Annotated in this window: 11 protein-coding genes and 3 pseudogenes; 7 read left to right on the top strand and 7 right to left on the bottom strand. The window is 58.0% G+C overall.

Going from position 1 to position 16,363, the window contains the following annotated elements; genetic code table 11:
- Window positions 1–89: 89 nt before the first annotated feature.
- The 5 genes and pseudogenes from G3N94_RS24710 to G3N94_RS42570 all read right to left on the bottom strand — a co-directional run bounded on the left by G3N94_RS24710 (window position 90) and on the right by G3N94_RS42570 (window position 6,561).
- Window positions 90–1,046 (bottom strand): SET domain-containing protein-lysine N-methyltransferase, encoded by a 957-nt coding sequence (locus G3N94_RS24710; RefSeq protein WP_205795179.1) that lies wholly within the window; start codon window positions 1,044–1,046, stop codon window positions 90–92.
- A gap of 398 nt (window positions 1,047–1,444) precedes the next feature.
- A pseudogene (locus G3N94_RS42575) lies at window positions 1,445–1,741 on the bottom strand (H-NS histone family protein); the annotation flags it as partial.
- A gap of 438 nt (window positions 1,742–2,179) precedes the next feature.
- A complete protein-coding gene (locus tag G3N94_RS24700) occupies window positions 2,180–5,680 on the bottom strand; it encodes an SNF2-related protein (protein WP_205795177.1) in 3,501 nt (1,166 codons plus the stop codon).
- 163 nt (window positions 5,681–5,843) lie between these two features.
- Complete coding sequence (locus G3N94_RS24695) at window positions 5,844–6,269, bottom strand: addiction module antidote protein (RefSeq protein ID WP_205795176.1); 426 nt, start codon at window positions 6,267–6,269, stop codon at window positions 5,844–5,846.
- 1 nt (window position 6,270) lies between these two features.
- A pseudogene (locus tag G3N94_RS42570) lies at window positions 6,271–6,561 on the bottom strand (type II toxin-antitoxin system RelE/ParE family toxin).
- A gap of 385 nt (window positions 6,562–6,946) precedes the next feature.
- Between G3N94_RS42570 and G3N94_RS24690 the strand changes: the two are divergent.
- On the top strand, window positions 6,947–8,332 hold the full coding sequence (locus G3N94_RS24690; protein ID WP_205795175.1) for a hypothetical protein: 1,386 nt from the start codon (window positions 6,947–6,949) through the stop codon (window positions 8,330–8,332).
- Between the two features lie 87 nt (window positions 8,333–8,419).
- Window positions 8,420–8,982: pseudogene (locus G3N94_RS24685) on the top strand (sigma factor-like helix-turn-helix DNA-binding protein); the annotation flags it as partial.
- 50 nt (window positions 8,983–9,032) lie between these two features.
- On the opposite strand, the gene G3N94_RS24680 reads toward G3N94_RS24685, so the two are convergent.
- Entirely contained in the window at window positions 9,033–9,236 is a 204-nt protein-coding gene (locus tag G3N94_RS24680; protein WP_059610410.1) for a cold-shock protein, read from the bottom strand.
- A gap of 693 nt (window positions 9,237–9,929) precedes the next feature.
- Here G3N94_RS24680 and G3N94_RS24675 point away from each other — a divergent pair.
- On the top strand, window positions 9,930–10,649 hold the full coding sequence (locus tag G3N94_RS24675) for a hypothetical protein (protein WP_205795174.1): 720 nt from the start codon (window positions 9,930–9,932) through the stop codon (window positions 10,647–10,649).
- Window positions 10,650–10,654: 5 nt separating this feature from the next.
- Window positions 10,655–11,719, top strand: coding sequence for a HAMP domain-containing sensor histidine kinase (locus tag G3N94_RS24670; protein WP_205795173.1), 1,065 nt, complete (start codon window positions 10,655–10,657; stop codon window positions 11,717–11,719).
- A 268-nt stretch (window positions 11,720–11,987) separates the two neighbouring features.
- Here the strand turns inward: G3N94_RS24670 and G3N94_RS24665 are convergent, their stop codons facing one another.
- The gene (locus tag G3N94_RS24665) at window positions 11,988–12,578 is read right to left on the bottom strand and encodes a tyrosine-type recombinase/integrase (RefSeq protein ID WP_205795172.1); all 591 of its coding nucleotides are present in this window, start codon (window positions 12,576–12,578) and stop codon (window positions 11,988–11,990) included.
- A 321-nt stretch (window positions 12,579–12,899) separates the two neighbouring features.
- Between G3N94_RS24665 and G3N94_RS24660 the strand changes: the two genes are divergently transcribed.
- Genes G3N94_RS24660 through G3N94_RS24650 form a run of 3 tightly spaced genes read left to right on the top strand, consistent with a single transcriptional unit; the run spans window position 12,900 to window position 16,040 of the window.
- Window positions 12,900–14,057 carry an SIR2 family protein gene (locus tag G3N94_RS24660; protein WP_205795171.1) on the top strand — a complete coding sequence of 386 codons (1,158 nt, stop codon included), beginning with the start codon at window positions 12,900–12,902 and terminating at the stop codon, window positions 14,055–14,057.
- A 2-nt stretch (window positions 14,058–14,059) separates the two neighbouring features.
- Window positions 14,060–15,826 carry an ATP-binding protein gene (locus G3N94_RS24655; protein ID WP_205795170.1) on the top strand — a complete coding sequence of 589 codons (1,767 nt, stop codon included), beginning with the start codon at window positions 14,060–14,062 and terminating at the stop codon, window positions 15,824–15,826.
- Window positions 15,819–16,040, top strand: coding sequence for a KTSC domain-containing protein (locus tag G3N94_RS24650; RefSeq protein WP_205795169.1), 222 nt, complete (start codon window positions 15,819–15,821; stop codon window positions 16,038–16,040). Before G3N94_RS24655 ends, G3N94_RS24650 begins: the two co-directional genes overlap by 8 nt.
- Window positions 16,041–16,363 lie beyond the last annotated feature (323 nt).

The following is a 16,363-nucleotide window of genomic DNA, read 5'->3' as shown; positions in this document are numbered from 1 at the left end:
CGCATTTGACGGGCGAGCAAAACAACGGTGTCACATCCGTGAAACAACACGTTTAGTGTGACTGAGTAAACTCATTGGCAATGACATCGTCACGCGACCTCGTCGATGGGAAGGTGCGCAACGCTGTCCACACGGATACGTTCAGCCTGATTGAGCGGTACAGGTGAACCTGTTGGTTGAAATACGGCATCACCGGGTTCGTAAGCCTGCCCCGACACCACGCAGATTCCGCCAGCCGTCGCCAGCGAGGCAGTCCAAAGTTGCTCGCTGTAACATCCCCGCCCGGCCTGCCGCCACGACACGATGAGGCGGCCGGATCCCGGCCGCTCCAGAATGCGCACCGTTGACCGGACTGCGTCTGGAGGCGCAGCAGATGGCGGGTCACCCACACCTTGCGTCGCATCGGCTACGCCCCCCTCGTGCGCCTGCTTACGGCGCCTCCGGGCGGCCAACATGGTGCCGCGGCACGTCGACGCGCCACAATGGCACGCATATCGATCACGCATCGTACGCGTCACGCGCCCGTCAACCGCGAGTGCATAGTCAATGCTGATCTCGTCACCTGCATCGATCGCACGCAGCGCTCGAATGAAAATCCGGCCGCCTCGATCTTCTGCCTCGCAATTCGGCGCGCACGAATGATTGATCCAACGTGACGAGTTGCCCCCTGTCGCGCCATCGATGACGCGACCATCGCCGAGATCGAAGAAGAAGAAGGTGTGATCCGGATTGGCGGGATCGGCTGGCGGTCTGGTGGTGGCGACCTCCCAATCGATACGCTCGCCGACGTACTCGAGGAGCATTTCACCAAGGGCTAGAGCACGACGAGCAAATACGCCGCGGCCATGGATCGGAGAGCGCCGCACCACAATGCGGGGGACGCGACGGGATGCCGGATGCGTGGTCATCTTGGGAAGTTGAATCGGGCCGAACGGACTTCGCACCTTGAAGGTCGTAAAACCAGCCGAAGGTCGCATCGCCAGCGGGCCCGTTTCATCCGACAAAATGTTGGCATTCCCAACCCACATCCAAAACTGTGGCGACATCCAGGCCTCGGGCCGGATTGACCCGGAGCAGGTGAAAAGCGATGCTGCGTCAGCAGGAAGAAACGATAAAAACGAGCGGCAGGGATCAGTCCTTTCCTTGCCGATCGCCTGCCTGATCCGCGCTGTTACTCGCTCGCAGCTTCGGTGACGATTTCGGGCTTGGCAGCGGTGCCTGCCGCCTTTTTCACGCCAACAACGCGTCGGCTTCTCGTCTTTTTTGCGGCAACAACACTAGTCGACGGGCGCCCCTTTTTGCGCGCCACCGTTGCGCCCGCCGATTTCACGGATTTAGCGTCGGCCTTTCGGGTCTTTGCGGTGGCTTTCTTTGCCGCAGCTTTCTTGACTGCAGCCCCCGGAGCTACATTGCCGGCGGCACTCTGTGCCTCGGCCGCTGCGCCGATGAGAAAGCGAGAGCGATCCTTCACGTCCTTGATCCACGCCGGCGCGCGACCGCGACCGCTCCAGGTTTCACCCGTCTTTGGGTTCTGGTATTTTGCCGCGACGTGAGCACCGACCTTCTTACCCTTGGCTACGCGTTGGCGGCCAAAAATCTGCTCGGCCGCGATCCCGTATTCCGCCACTTTTGCGCGAATGTCAGCGACTACTGCTTCCAATTCCGCAATGCGTGCCGCTTCCGTTTTCTCGTGCAATGCTTCAAGCTGTGCCTTCAACGCCTTGTAGTCGGTATTGGCCATGTTCTGTTCTCCCATAGTTGTCGGTTGCGAGAGGTCGCAACGCTCGAATTATGCCACTCATCGAGATAGACGGAATTGATAGATTACCCTGCAAGCCACTTGTCAACCAGCGCGTGATCGATCAAGTCCTATCGAAAGGACTCTCCAACTCAAACTAAATCAAGGAGTTCAAAACATGCGTTACGAACTCCTCGGCGCAACTCAAGGATGGCGGGCGAAAATCCATCGGCCAGGCTGACGCCCGATTACAACAAGCGGCCAAAGTCCTGGCGCTGGAGCGCGCAACTGCTCATCGCATCGACCCATTTACAACTCAGCGAACGCATCAGGTTGATCACCTCCTCCAGCGACTGCCCCTTGCCGATAGAGGCAGTCGGCCAAATGCGGCAAGGAAGCGTTGCTCGCGTGCACTGCCATCCTGGTTTTCGTGTGTCGCCGTCACAACGGCTGATCTGATGAGGCTCGATTCAGCGAAAACAGCGAGTGCAACTCGTGGTCGCTGAGATTCCCAATCCATTGCTCGCCTGTGCCAACGGCCAATTCGGCCAGTTCGCGCTTACCTTTGATCATGTCGTTGATGCGTTCCTCGAACGTCGCCTCCGTAATCAGGCGATGCACCTGCACGTTGCTGCGCTGTCCTATGCGGTAGGCGCGATCGGTCGCCTGGGCCTCGACCGCCGGGTTCCACCAGAGATCGAAATGGATGACGTTCGAGGCGGCCGTCAGGTTCAGCCCGGTGCCGCCGGCCTTGAGCGAGAGCAGGAACACCCTCTCGGTGCGATCGTGCTGGAAGTGCTCAACCATATCGTCGCGCCTTTTCCGTGCCACACCGCCGTGCAGGAACTGCGGTGCGCGGCCGTAACGCTCGCCAAGCCAGCCGCGTAGCAGTTCGCCCATCTCTCGGAACTGAGTAAAGACGAGCACCTTTTCGTGGCTGGCATGGATCTCATCGACCAACTCGAAGAGGCGGCCGACCTTGCCCGAGGCGGACGCCTCGCCCTTGCCGTGCTTCAGGTATTGTGCCGGATGGTTGCAGATCTGCTTGAGCGCCAGAATCATCTGCAATACCAGCCCTTGCCGCTTGAAGGCCTCGGATTCCCCCTGAATGGCGCGCAGCCCTTCGCGCACCACGGATTCGTAGAGTGCCGTCTGGGATTCGGTGAGTGCGCAATACTGATCCAGCTCGATTTTTTCGGGCAGATCGTCGATGATCGACCGGTCGGATTTCAGGCGCCGCATCAGGAATGGCGCGGTGATTTGCCGGAACCGCTGCACCACGGCCTGATCGCGATCGGTCTGGATGGGTTGAGCGTATGTGCGCTCGAAGTGGGTCAGCGTGCCCAGATAGCCGCGGTTGGCGAAGTCCATGATCGACCAGTACTCAGCCAGCCCGTTCTCCACCGGCGTGCCGCTCATCGCAATGAAGGCCGATGCGGGCAAGGATTTGATCGCGCGCGTTTGCGCGGCAGCCGGGTTCTTGATGTTCTGCGCCTCGTCGACGACGATCACGCGCCAGGCCAGCGCCTTGAGCGCCGCCTGCGCGCTGCGCGCGATGCCATAGGTCGTCAGCAGTACATCAGGCCGATCGTCCTGGGCGAGCTCGCGTTTGGCACCGTGGAAGACGCCGACACGCAGTGCCGGCGCGAACCGGGCGATCTCCTTTTGCCAGTTGGTGAGCAGGCTCGTCGGCACCACCACGAGTGCCTTGGCCTCCTCCAGGGTCCCTTCTTCGCGCAGCTTGTCGAGCGCGGCGATCACCTGCAAGGTCTTACCCAAACCCATGTCGTCGGCAATCACACTGCCCAGACCAATGCGCAGATTACGATACATCCACGCGTAACCACGCTGCTGGTAGGGGCGCAGCACCGCATTCAGGCCCTTGGGTGGCGCCAGCTCATCGACGGTGGTCAATTCGCGGATCAGCGAGCGCACGTGGGCGTTCAGCACGACCGGCGCCCCCTCGAATTCGCCCGCCAGGGCGGTGCGCAGTAGTTCGGCACCGGACAGAGTGGGCGGTTTGCTCAGATGGCGTTGCAGTCGTTCGATCTCGTGCGGGTCGAGATAGACATACTGGCCACGGAAGCGCACCAGACCATGCGCTTTGCGCACCAGACGCTCGAATGCGTCGGGGCCCAGCATCTCGTCGCCAATCGCAACGCGCCAGTCGAATGCGAACAGCGCGTCGACATCCAGCAACCCGGAAGAACGCTGCTTAGCGGTGGAAACGCTGACCGACAACTTTGGCCGCCAGACATGTTCCAGCGCGCGCGGCAGCAGCACGCGAATGCCGAGCAGCCGCACCACGGGCAACGTGTCGAACAACAATCCGGGCAATTCGTCACTGGCGATCCGGACGGCCTGCCGAGCTCCAGTGCGGACATAACCCTCGAGCAATGGGCAGAACTCGGTAAGCAGCGCAACCGTCTGCAACACGCCAAAGCGCGCGGCGCTCCAGGCAGGCTCGACGAGCACTTCACGCAGCGGCACCGGCTGTTCGGACTCGGTAGCCGTTTGCTCGATGGCAACGTTCAGCGTGATGTTGGCGTCGTCCTCTTCGATACACAGGATGGGCGTGTATTCCCGACGCGCCAGGTGCAGGCGTGCCAACCAGTTTTGCAGACCGGCGGCAACCGCACCCTCCCCCGGACCGTCAAAGCGTACGGGGCCGCCTTTGAACAGCAAGGTCAGCATTTTGTCGCCTACCCGACTTCCGTCTGTCGTGTCGGACCACACACGCAGGTAGTGACCCAGGAAAACAGCGAGGATCGCCTCGGCCTGCCGTTGGGGCGACAGCATGTCACTTTCGCCAAACCGGGCCAGCCCGCTCGGAAGTGCCAGTGCCAGCGCAGCGACGACCTGGCGCACCGTCGCATCGAGCATTGCCGGAAGCCACCGTACGCCCACTTGGCCCGCTGGCGCGGCGAACACCTGTGGCACGACCGCGCCTTGGGTCAACAGGTGCAACGCGGCCTGCCGCACGTGACACAGCGCGGCCGTCTCCGGCTGAAAATCCGCCAGGCGCGTGAGCTCGACGGCCGCCAACGCTTGCATCAGGTGCGGTAGCGACTGGATACGATGCGTACCGGAGACCGCGACTTCGCCACGTGCGTCGAACGTAATCATCGGCCGGTCTTCAGCACACAGGGCGGTTGGCTCGGTATCGAGACTCGCATCAAGCGCCTTTTTTGCCGCTTTGGCGACGCGGACGATGACGCCGCGGAGCATCTCGCGTAAATCGCCACTTGGGAAACAAGGGGGACGCGCCGCCAGAATTTGCGGCAGCGTCGCGGCGAGATCGGAAAGGACCGAGAAGTCGATCCGATCGAAGTTTGTTTCTTCGCGAAGCGTCACTGTCGCGTGATCTTCTGCGCGCATCAGCGTTCCGATGGTGGGAAGGGCTGCGCGTGCCTCGTGTTCGATCTGAATGCCCCGGCCCTTGAGCGCCTGTGTCAGCTCGATGCCGCGCAGGGAAAACACCAGAAAGGGATTGCCGTCAATCTCACGACTCAGCAGGTAGATCACGGCGGCCAGATGTTTGCATGGCACGGCCCAGTCCGGGCACGAACACGTCATTGTCAGGTCTTTCCAGCGCGTGGGAAACACCGCGATACCGTGGCGCGTGGCAAGGTCGAGCACCGCCGGGTCGAGATCGCGGTTGAGCATGCGGGCGATGAGCGCCGGTTCGGCGCTGATGGCGTCGAGCAGTTTCTTGGTTTCGCGCTTGCTGATGGCCGGCACTGTGATCGTAATCTGGTAGGGACGTGGGCGCGAACCCTGCACCTCGGCCTGAATGGTTCCGCCCCGCACGCTCAGTCCCAGAACTGCGCCCCGGTTCGCATAGGTTCGCCCGCGCGGGAGGCGATTGTCGTAATCAATGTGGGTCAGGGCGTTGAGCCATTGTTGTCCCCACCACGTGTTGCCGTAAGTCGTGCGCGCCACCTCGAAATCTCCCTGAACCGGCTTCCGATAAGAACTGTCCTGACTTCATTCGTCGCTGTCCGCGGTGACGAACACGTCGAGCGCGATCGACAGGAGCAAGCGAACCGTGTCGAGACAGGTTTCGTTCATTTTGGATTGAGCGTAAGACGCTCGTCGTCTTTGTTCACGTCGTCTTCCCGGCCGAAGCATTGCCACGGGCCTTTGTCGTCGCACGCGTGACACGTTTCGCGACAGGTGCCGCCTTTTTCGTCGCCACGACCTTCGTTGCCGCCTTCGCCTTGATGCTCGCCTTCAGCTCTTCTTCGGGCTTCACCAGGGTGAGGTGCAGGCCCATCGCAGCGATCACCCTCATGATCGTCGCGAATTCGGCGTTTCCCTTTTTGGAAAGCGCCCGGTACAGCGCCTCACGCGCAATGCCCGACTCGCGCGCGAGTGCCGTCATGCCCCGCGCCTTCGCAACGTTGCCGAGTGCCGCCTGAATCTCGACCGGATCGCCCTCCTCGAACGTTTGCGCGAGGTACAGGCGATAGTCGGTTTCGTCCTTCAGGTACTTCGAAGCGTCGAACTCCATCAATTCGCTAACTTTCATCTCAAATCTCCAACTCTTTTACGATGGCCTTTGCCCGCTTGATGTCTGCGGACTGTGTGGACTTGTCGCCACCGCACGAGATGATCACCAGCACGTCGCCACGCTGCGTGAAATAGACTCGGTACCCCCTTGTCTACGTCGATTTTCATCTCCGAGAGCCCGTCACCCACCGCACGCCAGTAGCCGAGGTTGCTAATGCTGCCCGCCTGAGCCGACCGGTGATTGCCGTCGCAGCCTGACGATCTCTGACGCCGGAAAGCCACGCATCAAAATCCAGGATAACGATCAGCATTTGTCATGCCCCCGATTGTAACTCATGGATTACACTGCATTAACGCTTCCGCCGGCCACTTGACGCCCCATTCAATGTGAAGCGCGGCGTTGGTCGTGCCCCGTCCGTCTAAGGAAACGTACCAGTGCTTCGGAAGTGAATGTCGCAGCGGCAGAAAGAACTAACTTACCGTTGCTGCACTTTCCGTGTGGCCGTGTACAGGCGAAGCCTTACCGGCTCGCAGTGAAATATGCGAACGCTGACGCCATACGGTGCTGCGACCGGGCGACGCTGTTGAACGGCACCCAGGGCGTACATTTTGCCCTGTGGAGCACTGATGCTTCAAATGCGAACATCGCCCCGTCTATAATGAAAAGTTCAAAATGATCGCATGGAGCCCTACTTTATGAGTCAAGCCCGCGGGCGATATGCGGGATCTCGGGACAGCGGCCAACGCCAACCTCGCCACGTCAAAAAATCCCCGTCCAACCGGCAGGGACAACCGTATGTGAAGACGCCCCCTCGAGATTCCACCCAGACGGCCTCCATTTTCAAGACACGATCGTTTCAGTTTCTGGTCGATACGGTGGGCGCAGAGAATATCGCGATAGCGCTTGAATCGAACATGACGCGAGTGGCCGAACTGATGAAGGGTGAGCGATTCACGCCCGAGACCGCCTTTCACATGGAAACCACGCTTGGGTTGCCGCATGGATTTTTTGACCACCCCAATCCTGCGCTCGCGGCCGAGACCATCGCTCGTCTGAAGTCACCGCTCGACTTCATTCAAACGGACGACGGACCCGGCGCAGAGTCTGAAGCACTTAAGCCGTCTTCTGCCCCAAGCGTCGATCAACAACCCGTTCTTAAAGATAGTTTGTCCGAGGAAGCACAAATGCCAAAGAAAGCCGCTGGGCGGGCGCCCAGAGTCGTCAAGAACAGGCAAAGCGAAATGGCCGAACAGCCTAAACCCGATGCGCCGCTGACAGGTTCGCCTTCGAAATACAAGCGGTCGCCGAAAGCGCCCGAACAGCAATCGCTGGCATTGAGCGACAGCGCCGAGGTAGAAAACATCCGACGCGCTAACCTCCACGTTCTCACCAGTCGCAACGGATCGAAAGCAAGACTTGGTGTGGTCATGGAGATGAGTGGATCCAACATGGCCCATCGGCTACATGGCAAGAAGCGCATGGACAGTGTGGAAGCAAACCGATTCACGGAGCGACTTGGATTGCCAAGTGGCTGGTTGGACACCCCGCGCTCCGAAGCCGAGATTCCGGAGCCGGTGTCGTGTATGCTTACGCCTGCATCGCGCGGTCGCGTATCCGTTCAGCAGAACGAACCGCTTGCGGTCGCAACAAACGATGGCGCGCCAGGGAAGCTCGCCAATGAGAAGACGCACACGCGGCGCGCGCGGGCGGGCGCCCTGGGCGCTTCGGAAAGCCCCTCACCTGTTTCAGCGGATGTCTCGGGAGAGAAAGAGACGATTGTCGTCAGCCCGCAAGATCACGTAAGCGATTTCCCCGACGACCTTGCCGGTCGCGCACTTGAAGAAAGTCATGGCAAGGCCCCGGCAGCCACACCGGCAACCCTTGAGTCGTTCCCCGCCTCCGCGATACCGCAGCAAAATCCAGTACCGCTCCCCTTCGCTTCCGTGACCAGTCTGGACAATCTAAATGGTATTGCACCGATAGCGGAAGCATTGCTCAAGACGCTAGCAGGTAAAGCCCGCACGGGTCGACTGGACGAATTGAAAGCTCTGGAACTTTTGCAGCAAGCGGTCCTGTTGTGAGTCAGTGGCAGCATGCCAGGCCCCCTCGTGCCATGACGAATAAAGCGCATCGAGGTGGTTTGGGCCCGGCGCACTGTGCAACGCCCCAAAACGATCGACTGCCCTTGTGCCCGAGTGCATGAACAGGTGACTGCGGTTTGCACGATCGAGCGTGGCATCCTGGAGATCGTCGTCGACCGCGGTGGCATGCCACGTGACGCGTTTGTCGAGTCGTTCCCGGGCCACGCGACCGACCTTGAATGGACCAGGGGCCCGGCGGAGACTTCGCGACAGTTCGGCGCGGCGCTCGAGCGGCATCTGCCGGCCATTTAGGCCGGGCAGCAGAAATTCGTCGACATCGAGTCCCGGGCCTCGCTGCCGCTCCAGCAGCTCAAGCAGATCACTCGACGGGTTGTCGCCGCGCGAGGCTAAGATCTTGCGGATGCGATTCGGGGTCGATACGATCTCGGATCTCACGCTTGAAGAGCTTGGCAAGCCGTTCGACTTGACCCGCCATGACCCGCGAGCGGATCCGTCAGATTGAGAGCAAAGCAATGCGCAAGCTGATGCATCCCAGCAGCGCGGACAAGCTGAGGCCCTTTCTCGAGCGTCGAGCAAAGGGGCAGCGCGCCCGACCTTTCGACGCCCTGCTCCGGACTTGCAGCGATTAGGCACCGGTCTGATCGCTGCGCTGACTGGCCGCGTTCGCAGTGCGGGAAGCTTACAGCGGTTTGATGTTTGCTGCCTGTTTCCCCTTGGGGCCTTGCTTCACGTCAAAACTGACCTTCTGGCCCTCCTGGAGCGATTTGAAGCCGCTTCCCTGAACCTCGGAGAAATGCGCGAACAGGTCATCGCCGCCGTCATCCGGCGTGATGAACCCAAAACCCTTCGTATCGTTAAACCACTTGACGGTACCAGTTGCCATGATCTGATTGTTCCAGGAAGGCGAGTTGTAGATGACGCCGCCGGCCTGCGCCGACGTGCGGCTACCTTGTATCACAGGGGAGCCGGCGCCGACAATCCAGGTTTCTCGACCGACGACTTCATTCAAGCAGCAGACATACGTGCTCGGGGCGTGTTGGCCGGTTCTCTTGAGGTTTATTCGACGCCTACCCGCACGCGGCGTCGAGCGCTCCCTAGGCTGCAGACATGGGTAGGCCGAACGTTGCCAGTTGAATTGCTCTCAAAAGGATGATTAGCGCCGACGTCGCCGCCGTCGCCGCTGCTGCCAGTGCAATGGCAAGAATTCGGCCTTTGCCGACGTTCATGTCTCGACGCGCGTAAGACGGCTACACGGTGCTTTTCGGACATCCGCTCGACTGCTGCCATGAACGTTCGGTTTCGCTGTAAGCGAAAGCATGCTTGCGACCCAGAACTGTCGTTAGAGTCAAGACCACCTCATAGGCCGCTTCGGAGGTTGAACGGACATTGCAGCGGCTGTCGTGTGGTCCCGACCACCAGATCTTAGGGTGTCGAAGCGAGCTGTATCGGCGCCTGCGAGCCCCCGGCTACCAGTTGGTCGATATCGCGGATTTCCTCCCCATAGGCTAGTGGTGTCGTAGAATGTCGCGCTGCGTAATGATGCGATGAGCTGTCCTCTGGAGACGCGACCTGAGCCATGATTATTTTTCCGAAACCCAAATCTTTGCACGACTTTGAACTGAGCTATAAGAAGTCGGTAGCGCTCCGCAACGTTAATGAATTGCGCCAAGAGGTTGAAATCGTTGCGATCGATGACCAACCCTTCGCTGCAGAAACGAATCTGAAAAATTCAGGCTTCAAGATCACTGTGCTTCGCGACATTCAACGTGTAAACGAAGTCGATCACTACTCGATAATATTATGCGATATTAACGGAATAGGCCTCGCGTTGTCTCAAGAGACGCAAGGGGCCTACGTTATCGAGGAGATCAAGAAGGTATTTCCTGAAAAGATTGTGATTGCATACACTGCTGGATCACCGGTATCGAAGCTGGTGCAGCGAGCGCGTGCGGTGGCTGATGGTTATTTAAAAAAGGATGCTTCCATTGAGGAGTGGCGAGACGAGCTCGATATGAGGATTAAGGCGCTCGCGGATCCAATAGCCACTTGGAAAAACTTGCGACTCCGATTGCTCAAAGCCGACATCGAGCTCAAAGACTTGCTCGAACTCGAAGATACGTTCATCAAGGCCTTTCCTAAAGGAGTAAAGGAGACGCGTGATCAACTTAATTCTAAATTATCTGGAAAAAGCGCGCATCAATGGAAAGGTGAACTGGCTAAATTCCTCGGGTCGAAGGCGTTTGAGTTTGCGTTTTCAGCGTTGGTTGAATCGTCATTAAAACAAATAACGGCGTAGCTTGTATGCTTACAGATGAGCTTTTTGACGTTCTTGCTTTTCCTTTTCGTGTGCAGGACAGGGCAAGCGGGAGGCTTCTTCTCGCGAGCGCCCAAACGTTGTTTGACGTGCCGATATATTCAAAGAAGCATGATTCTTTCTGGCCTACGCTAAAATCCGAAGGCTGGACGCGTTGTCCTGATGGATATGGGGTATTCTGCTGCACCTTACCCAGCTCTCCGCACATTATGCTTGTCATCCATGGATTGAAGATTAACGGATACAGTACTGCACAAGGAAAATCGTCCGGTTTGTCGATTAAGATTTCCTCTGAGCAGCTTGAAGGCTACGTGAGGCAATTCGTTTCGAGTATAGCCAAGGCTAATACGCATTTCGGCACTATGCTTTCCGAAAGTGTCCATGAAATTCGCGGGATCAACACGGCGCTTTATCATTCAGCATACGAATTGTCATCCTCGTATGACATCGCAGGAAAGGACGCAAAGCTTGCCAAAAACATTACGTCTCTATCCGAACTTATTTCTGAGCGGATGAATTTGATCGATTTCTTGGCGAGTGGGGAGCAACGGTTAGATAGTTTCCCGCTAGAGAATATCGCCGTTTTCAAGAAATTCGACAAGGTCGTTCGGTGTTTTATGGCCTTCGCGGCGCGGCGCGAAATTGCGTTGCGTCTCAGCGGATCGAGTCACGGCACTGTGCGGGGAAACTCACTGTTTGAGCTGATTCCGCTTCTCCTCCTCGATAACGCCGTCAAGTACAGCCCCAACAATAACGACATTAACGTTGCTTTTGAAGAGCATGCAGATAGGATTAGCTGCTCTGTTTCGTCGGTGGGGCCTGTAGTGAAACCGGAAGAACGTGAACGAATCTTCGAGCAATCGTTCAGGGGCGAATACGCGAAGAAGGCCGGAAAACTTGGCAGCGGCATTGGGCTTTTTTTCCTGAAAGAACTGGTGAGCTTGTCCGGGGGGAGCGTTGCATTTGCGCAGGACGAGCATGACTTGCTGCTCGACAGGACCGTTCCACATCGGCGCACACGGTTCAGCGTGGAGTTCCCTAGATCCGCTTAAGGCAGCGAGGCTGCCGTTGCGAGCTTGCCTAAAAAGCGAATGTGGTCCGCAATGGCTGATTAAGGAGCCGGCCGCTCTCGCCAACTGAACGACCGATGGCAGGTGCTCTGCCGACGCTTGAACGAGCGTTGGTCGGAACAAGGGGATGACGCCTCTTGGCCGGTTCCGTGCGAACAGAGTCGCGCCAGAAAGCAGTCGCACGAACTCGGATGCCGCGTCGTTTCGTGCGGCCAGTATGCCCGCGCTAGATCTCGGTCTGCTCCGAGATCTAGCGAGCGTCGTCAACTTCGATGCCAAGGTACCGGACTGTGGACTCCAACTTACTATGACCAAGCAACAGTTGAACGGCTCTGAGGTTCTTCGTGCGTTTGTATATCAACGTTGCTTTGGTGCGGCGCAACGAATGCGTGCCATAAACGGTCGGGTCAAGTCCCGCCGCACCCACCCATCGATGTACCATTCGGGCGTATTGCCGGGTTGAAACGTGTGGGAACGCGGACAGGCGGCTGGGGAAAAGATACTGCTCCGGCCTTAGCGCTGCGACCTCGAGCCACGCGCCGATGGCAGACCGGGTCGATTCGATCAATTCAAATTGTACGGGTCGCTGCGTTTTTCGCTGAACGATCAGCGCCCGTGGCAACACCTGATTGCCGTGAGTAACATCTCGGACCCGCAGACTGACGAGGTCGCACCCGCGCAATTTGTTGTCTATTGCGAGATTGAACATAGCGAGATCTCGCATGGCGTGAGCGTTGTGAAGGTAGATCCGGATGGCCCACACCTCTTGGGGCTTCAGCGGCGGCTTCTGGCCAATCAACTTGCCTTTGTTCCATGCCTCGCGAGTTTGTTCGGTCTTCATCTCAGTCTCCCACAGGGAAGATGGGAGTCTGATTGTGTTACCTGCCTCGACGTTTGCTGTTGGTGCATTCACCGGCGGCTCGGAACCGGCCACGAGCTGCCGCTCGCCTTCGCCGTCGCGCGGTCATTCGGACGGCCACTCTGCTCCCCGTTTCCAGTCGTTCGCCGACCGACTACGCAACACGCATCATTGGCCGTTCTGGCCATTCGAACCTTTTGGTGTTTGACAACTTGAAATGGCTGCTGCAAGCGACAACTTCGTTCGTGCATTTTTATGCCAATAGTGTAGTCTTTACTGCACGTTCGATCGAGGTGCGTAAAGATGGCCGAGCATGATCCCTTGCGTTTTGCTACAGGTCTGAGCGCCAAATTGGCAACGCGGTCTCGTCACGTGTGCACCTTGTTCGGTGCAGGCACATCGAAAGCATGCGGATTGCCAGACGTAGCTGAACTACAACGGCGAATTCTTGCCAACCTTCCGGAAGCTCAGCGTACAGCACTGACCGGCCAACTCAACGGACGGAATCTCGAAGAAGGTCTGAGTAGGCTGAGACGCATCTCCGCACTTTTGACGGGCGAGCAGGCGATCGATGGGCTAACAGCCGCCGGTGCGACTGCTCTGGATCGGTCGATTTGTCGAGTAATCATTTCGGAAGTTGACATAGGCCACGCCGACCTAACCGCGACGCGCCATTTCACCGCGTGGTTGGCGCGAGCAAATTATCATTTCCCAGTAGAAGTATTCACGGTGAATTACGACCTGCTATTCGAAACGGCACTCGAAGAGTTGCAGGTGGCTTACTTTGACGGATTCATAGGAAACCTTCGGGCAAGATTTCAAACCGACCTAGTCGAGACTGCCCCGGGATCGGAGCAAGATTCGGTGCCCGCTTTCTTCACTCGCCTTTGGAAACTCCATGGGTCCGTGAACTGGGAGTGGGATTCCGGGCAGGTGGTTCGCGTCGGCCAAGCCGTGCGCGAGGATGTCGCGGCGGCAATATACCCATCCGACACAAAATACGAAGAATCACGGCGCGTTCCTTTTCTGGTGCTGCAAGACCGGATGCGCAGGGCGGTGCACCAGCCAGAGACGCTTGTGATTGTCGCTGGCTATTCGTTCGGTGATGCACACCTCAATGAATTGTTGTTCGATGCCGCTGTTCGCCGGGAAAGAACTGAGATTGCGGTCTTCTGCTACTCGACCATTCCTGATCTATTGGCTGAGCGAGCGCTCCTTACTCCAAACATACAGGTCGTTGGGGATCGCGAAGCCATTGTCGGAGGCATAAGAGCCGCCTGGGCCATGCCGGAGAGTGACATAGGCGGCATATTCGAAGGTGGCCGTTTCCTGCTAGGCGATTTCCGGCGATTGGCTCAATTTCTCTCGAAAAGCGCCTCAAGGGAGCCCGAGGTTGACGCTCGCCTGCGTCATTTGCTCGATGTAGTAGGGCAGAACCTCCCTGGCGAGGGAGGGGCGTAAGTATGCGAGATCTTGATCCGACATGCGTAGGCAAGGTCCGGCACGTCCTTGGATCAACCATTACCGTTGCCTTGAATCCCGATTTGGCTGGCGTGGCACCGATCTATAAAGGTCAGTTGCAACCTATCGGGCAGATTGGTTCCTTGGTGCGAATTCCGCAAGGTCTCATTGATCTCATTGCAACTGTCACTTTGGTGGGAATCTCCGAACTTGCCGACAAAGTAGCTCCATTCGACGCGATTCAGCGAGACGAACGGTGGCTTCAGATTCAGCTTCTCGGAGAGATTGATCGCGCAACCGGGCGTTTCCAGCGAGGAGTAGGTACGTTCCCGGGCCTTGATGACCCAGTGCATTTTGCGACTCCTGAAGAGTTGGCAGCCATATTTCCACGAGCAGATGAAACGCATCTTCGGCTTGGGCGTTTAGCTGCGGCTGAGGATGTGCCAGTTTGTGTAAACGTATCCAAATTTGTGGTTCGTCACGCTGCGGTGGTGGGGTCGACCGGATCTGGGAAGACGAGCGTTGTCGCGTCGCTGATGCAGAACTTTGTGCGCGGAGGGTGGAGTGCGGCAAACATAGTCGTTGTTGATCCACATGGTGAATATGCGCGGGCACTTGCCGACAGTGCGTCTGTCCGCAGCGTATTGGTGGGACGGGCCGAAAATCGATTGCGGGTCCCTTATTGGGCGCTTCCCGCCGTAGACATAATACGTATCTTTACAGGTACGTCGGCCGGTGCGAGCTTCATCAACAGATTCAATGAACTAGTTGCGCAAGCGCGGCGGGAGTTCGTAGCGGCAGCAGAGTGGCTACACCTAGATCCGACTGCGGTAACTGCCGATACTCCGGTTCCGTTCGATATCCGACCTGTATGGCACAGGCTGGACTCCGAGAACCGTGAGACTCGCCGAGAGAAGGGAAATCCGGCTACGGCATGTCGGGAGGAGGATGGTGACCCGGCCACGCTTCGGCCGGCTAGATTCACGCCGTATGGGCAAGGCGGCCAAGCTCCGCATCAAGCGCCGACTTACGGCGTATATGGTTCCATGCCCGAGTTGCTACGCCTCGGGTTGTTAGACCAGCGACTCAGATTCTTTCAAGAGCCAACGGGCGATCATGCGGGACCAGATCCTCTCGTAGAAGTTATGCAGGAATGGCTCGGCGGAGATCGTCCCGTTTCGGTGCTTGACTTCAGTGGGGTGCCAGCCGCAGCTGCTGATCTCGCTATCGGCGTAGTTCTCAATATGTTGTTTGAAGTTGCACTTAGAAGTGAGCCGGAGGGACCGGGCATCGGAAGGCCAAGTCCGGTTTTGGTTGTCCTGGAGGAAGCTCATCGATACTTGGGCGAATCAGCAAACGCAACGACTCGCGATTCGGCAAATCGTATCGCCCGAGAAGGGCGAAAATATGGCGTGGGACTCCTGCTCGTGACGCAACGACCAACCGAGCTTCCGGACACAGCTCTGGCGCAATGCGGGACGCTGATTGCTCTTCGCTTAACAAATGCTGGAGACCAAGGGGCAATACGTTCTGCTCTACCAGACATGGTGGCAGGACTTGCCGCAGTTTTGCCGTCACTACGGACAGGCGAGGCGATAGTGAGTGGGGAGTCGCTCGTCCTTCCCGTTAGGGCGATGTTGGATAAACCAAATCCAATGCCGCTGGCTGAAGATCCCTCGCTCGCTTCATGGCGTATGGATCCCCGGCTGCCTGACGTTGCCGCACCTTTGGCGGCTTGGCGCGGAACATACGAGGCTGAACATGAATGATTGGGTCCCTGTGGCTGGCTCAACCCGGATCGTTGCGGAAAAATATGATGCGGAATCTGAGATGATTTACGTGCGCTTCCCCGATGGCGTTGAGTGGTGGTATTCCGGTTGTCCTCTGCATGTTTGGGAAGCATTCACTGCCCCAGGGCAATCACGAGGGCAATATATCCATCAAGTGCTCAACTACAAGCCAAACGGGCGTTACTCTGGCTAATCGATCGAGTTGCGTGCCGCCGTGACGCGTCGTAAGTGGTCGCGCACACTATTGCCTGAAGGCCGCTACATTGTTGACGTAGAACATAGTCCGCGCCCATGTCAGAAATGGCCGAGTATTTGCCGACCATGGCGACTACTCGAACGACCGTTGCACTTTCGACGCAGCCGTAGAGGCGGCGTCATGTCGAAGGGCAGTGACCTTGCCCTCGAAAAACGTATCCGTTACTGAGAGTGTGTAAAACTTCAGTGACGGAGGATTGAGCAATGGGTAACCCGAGGGCGCGGTACACGCTGGAATTCAAGGTTGAGGCGGTTCGCATG

Source organism: Burkholderia sp. Ac-20353, from assembly GCF_017104785.1.
GTDB lineage: Bacteria > Pseudomonadota > Gammaproteobacteria > Burkholderiales > Burkholderiaceae > Burkholderia.
Note: the sequence above shows the minus strand (reverse complement) of the source record. Positions and strands in the feature narration are given on the sequence as shown.

Excerpts from the sequence above, each read along its gene's own strand:
- G3N94_RS24680 (WP_059610410.1), bottom strand. The coding sequence starts at position 9,236 with ATGGCAACTGGTACCGTCAAGTGGTTTAACGATACGAAGGGTTTTGGG.
- G3N94_RS24650 (WP_205795169.1), top strand. The coding sequence starts at position 15,819 with ATGAATGATTGGGTCCCTGTGGCTGGCTCAACCCGGATCGTTGCGGAA.
- G3N94_RS24660 (WP_205795171.1), top strand. The coding sequence starts at position 12,900 with ATGGCCGAGCATGATCCCTTGCGTTTTGCTACAGGTCTGAGCGCCAAA.
- G3N94_RS24695 (WP_205795176.1), bottom strand. The coding sequence starts at position 6,269 with ATGAAAGTTAGCGAATTGATGGAGTTCGACGCTTCGAAGTACCTGAAG.
- G3N94_RS24675 (WP_205795174.1), top strand. The coding sequence starts at position 9,930 with ATGATTATTTTTCCGAAACCCAAATCTTTGCACGACTTTGAACTGAGC.
- G3N94_RS24670 (WP_205795173.1), top strand. The coding sequence starts at position 10,655 with ATGCTTACAGATGAGCTTTTTGACGTTCTTGCTTTTCCTTTTCGTGTG.
- G3N94_RS24710 (WP_205795179.1), bottom strand. The coding sequence starts at position 1,046 with ATGTCGCCACAGTTTTGGATGTGGGTTGGGAATGCCAACATTTTGTCG.
- G3N94_RS24665 (WP_205795172.1), bottom strand. The coding sequence starts at position 12,578 with ATGAAGACCGAACAAACTCGCGAGGCATGGAACAAAGGCAAGTTGATT.
- G3N94_RS24655 (WP_205795170.1), top strand. The coding sequence starts at position 14,060 with ATGCGAGATCTTGATCCGACATGCGTAGGCAAGGTCCGGCACGTCCTT.
- G3N94_RS24690 (WP_205795175.1), top strand. The coding sequence starts at position 6,947 with ATGAGTCAAGCCCGCGGGCGATATGCGGGATCTCGGGACAGCGGCCAA.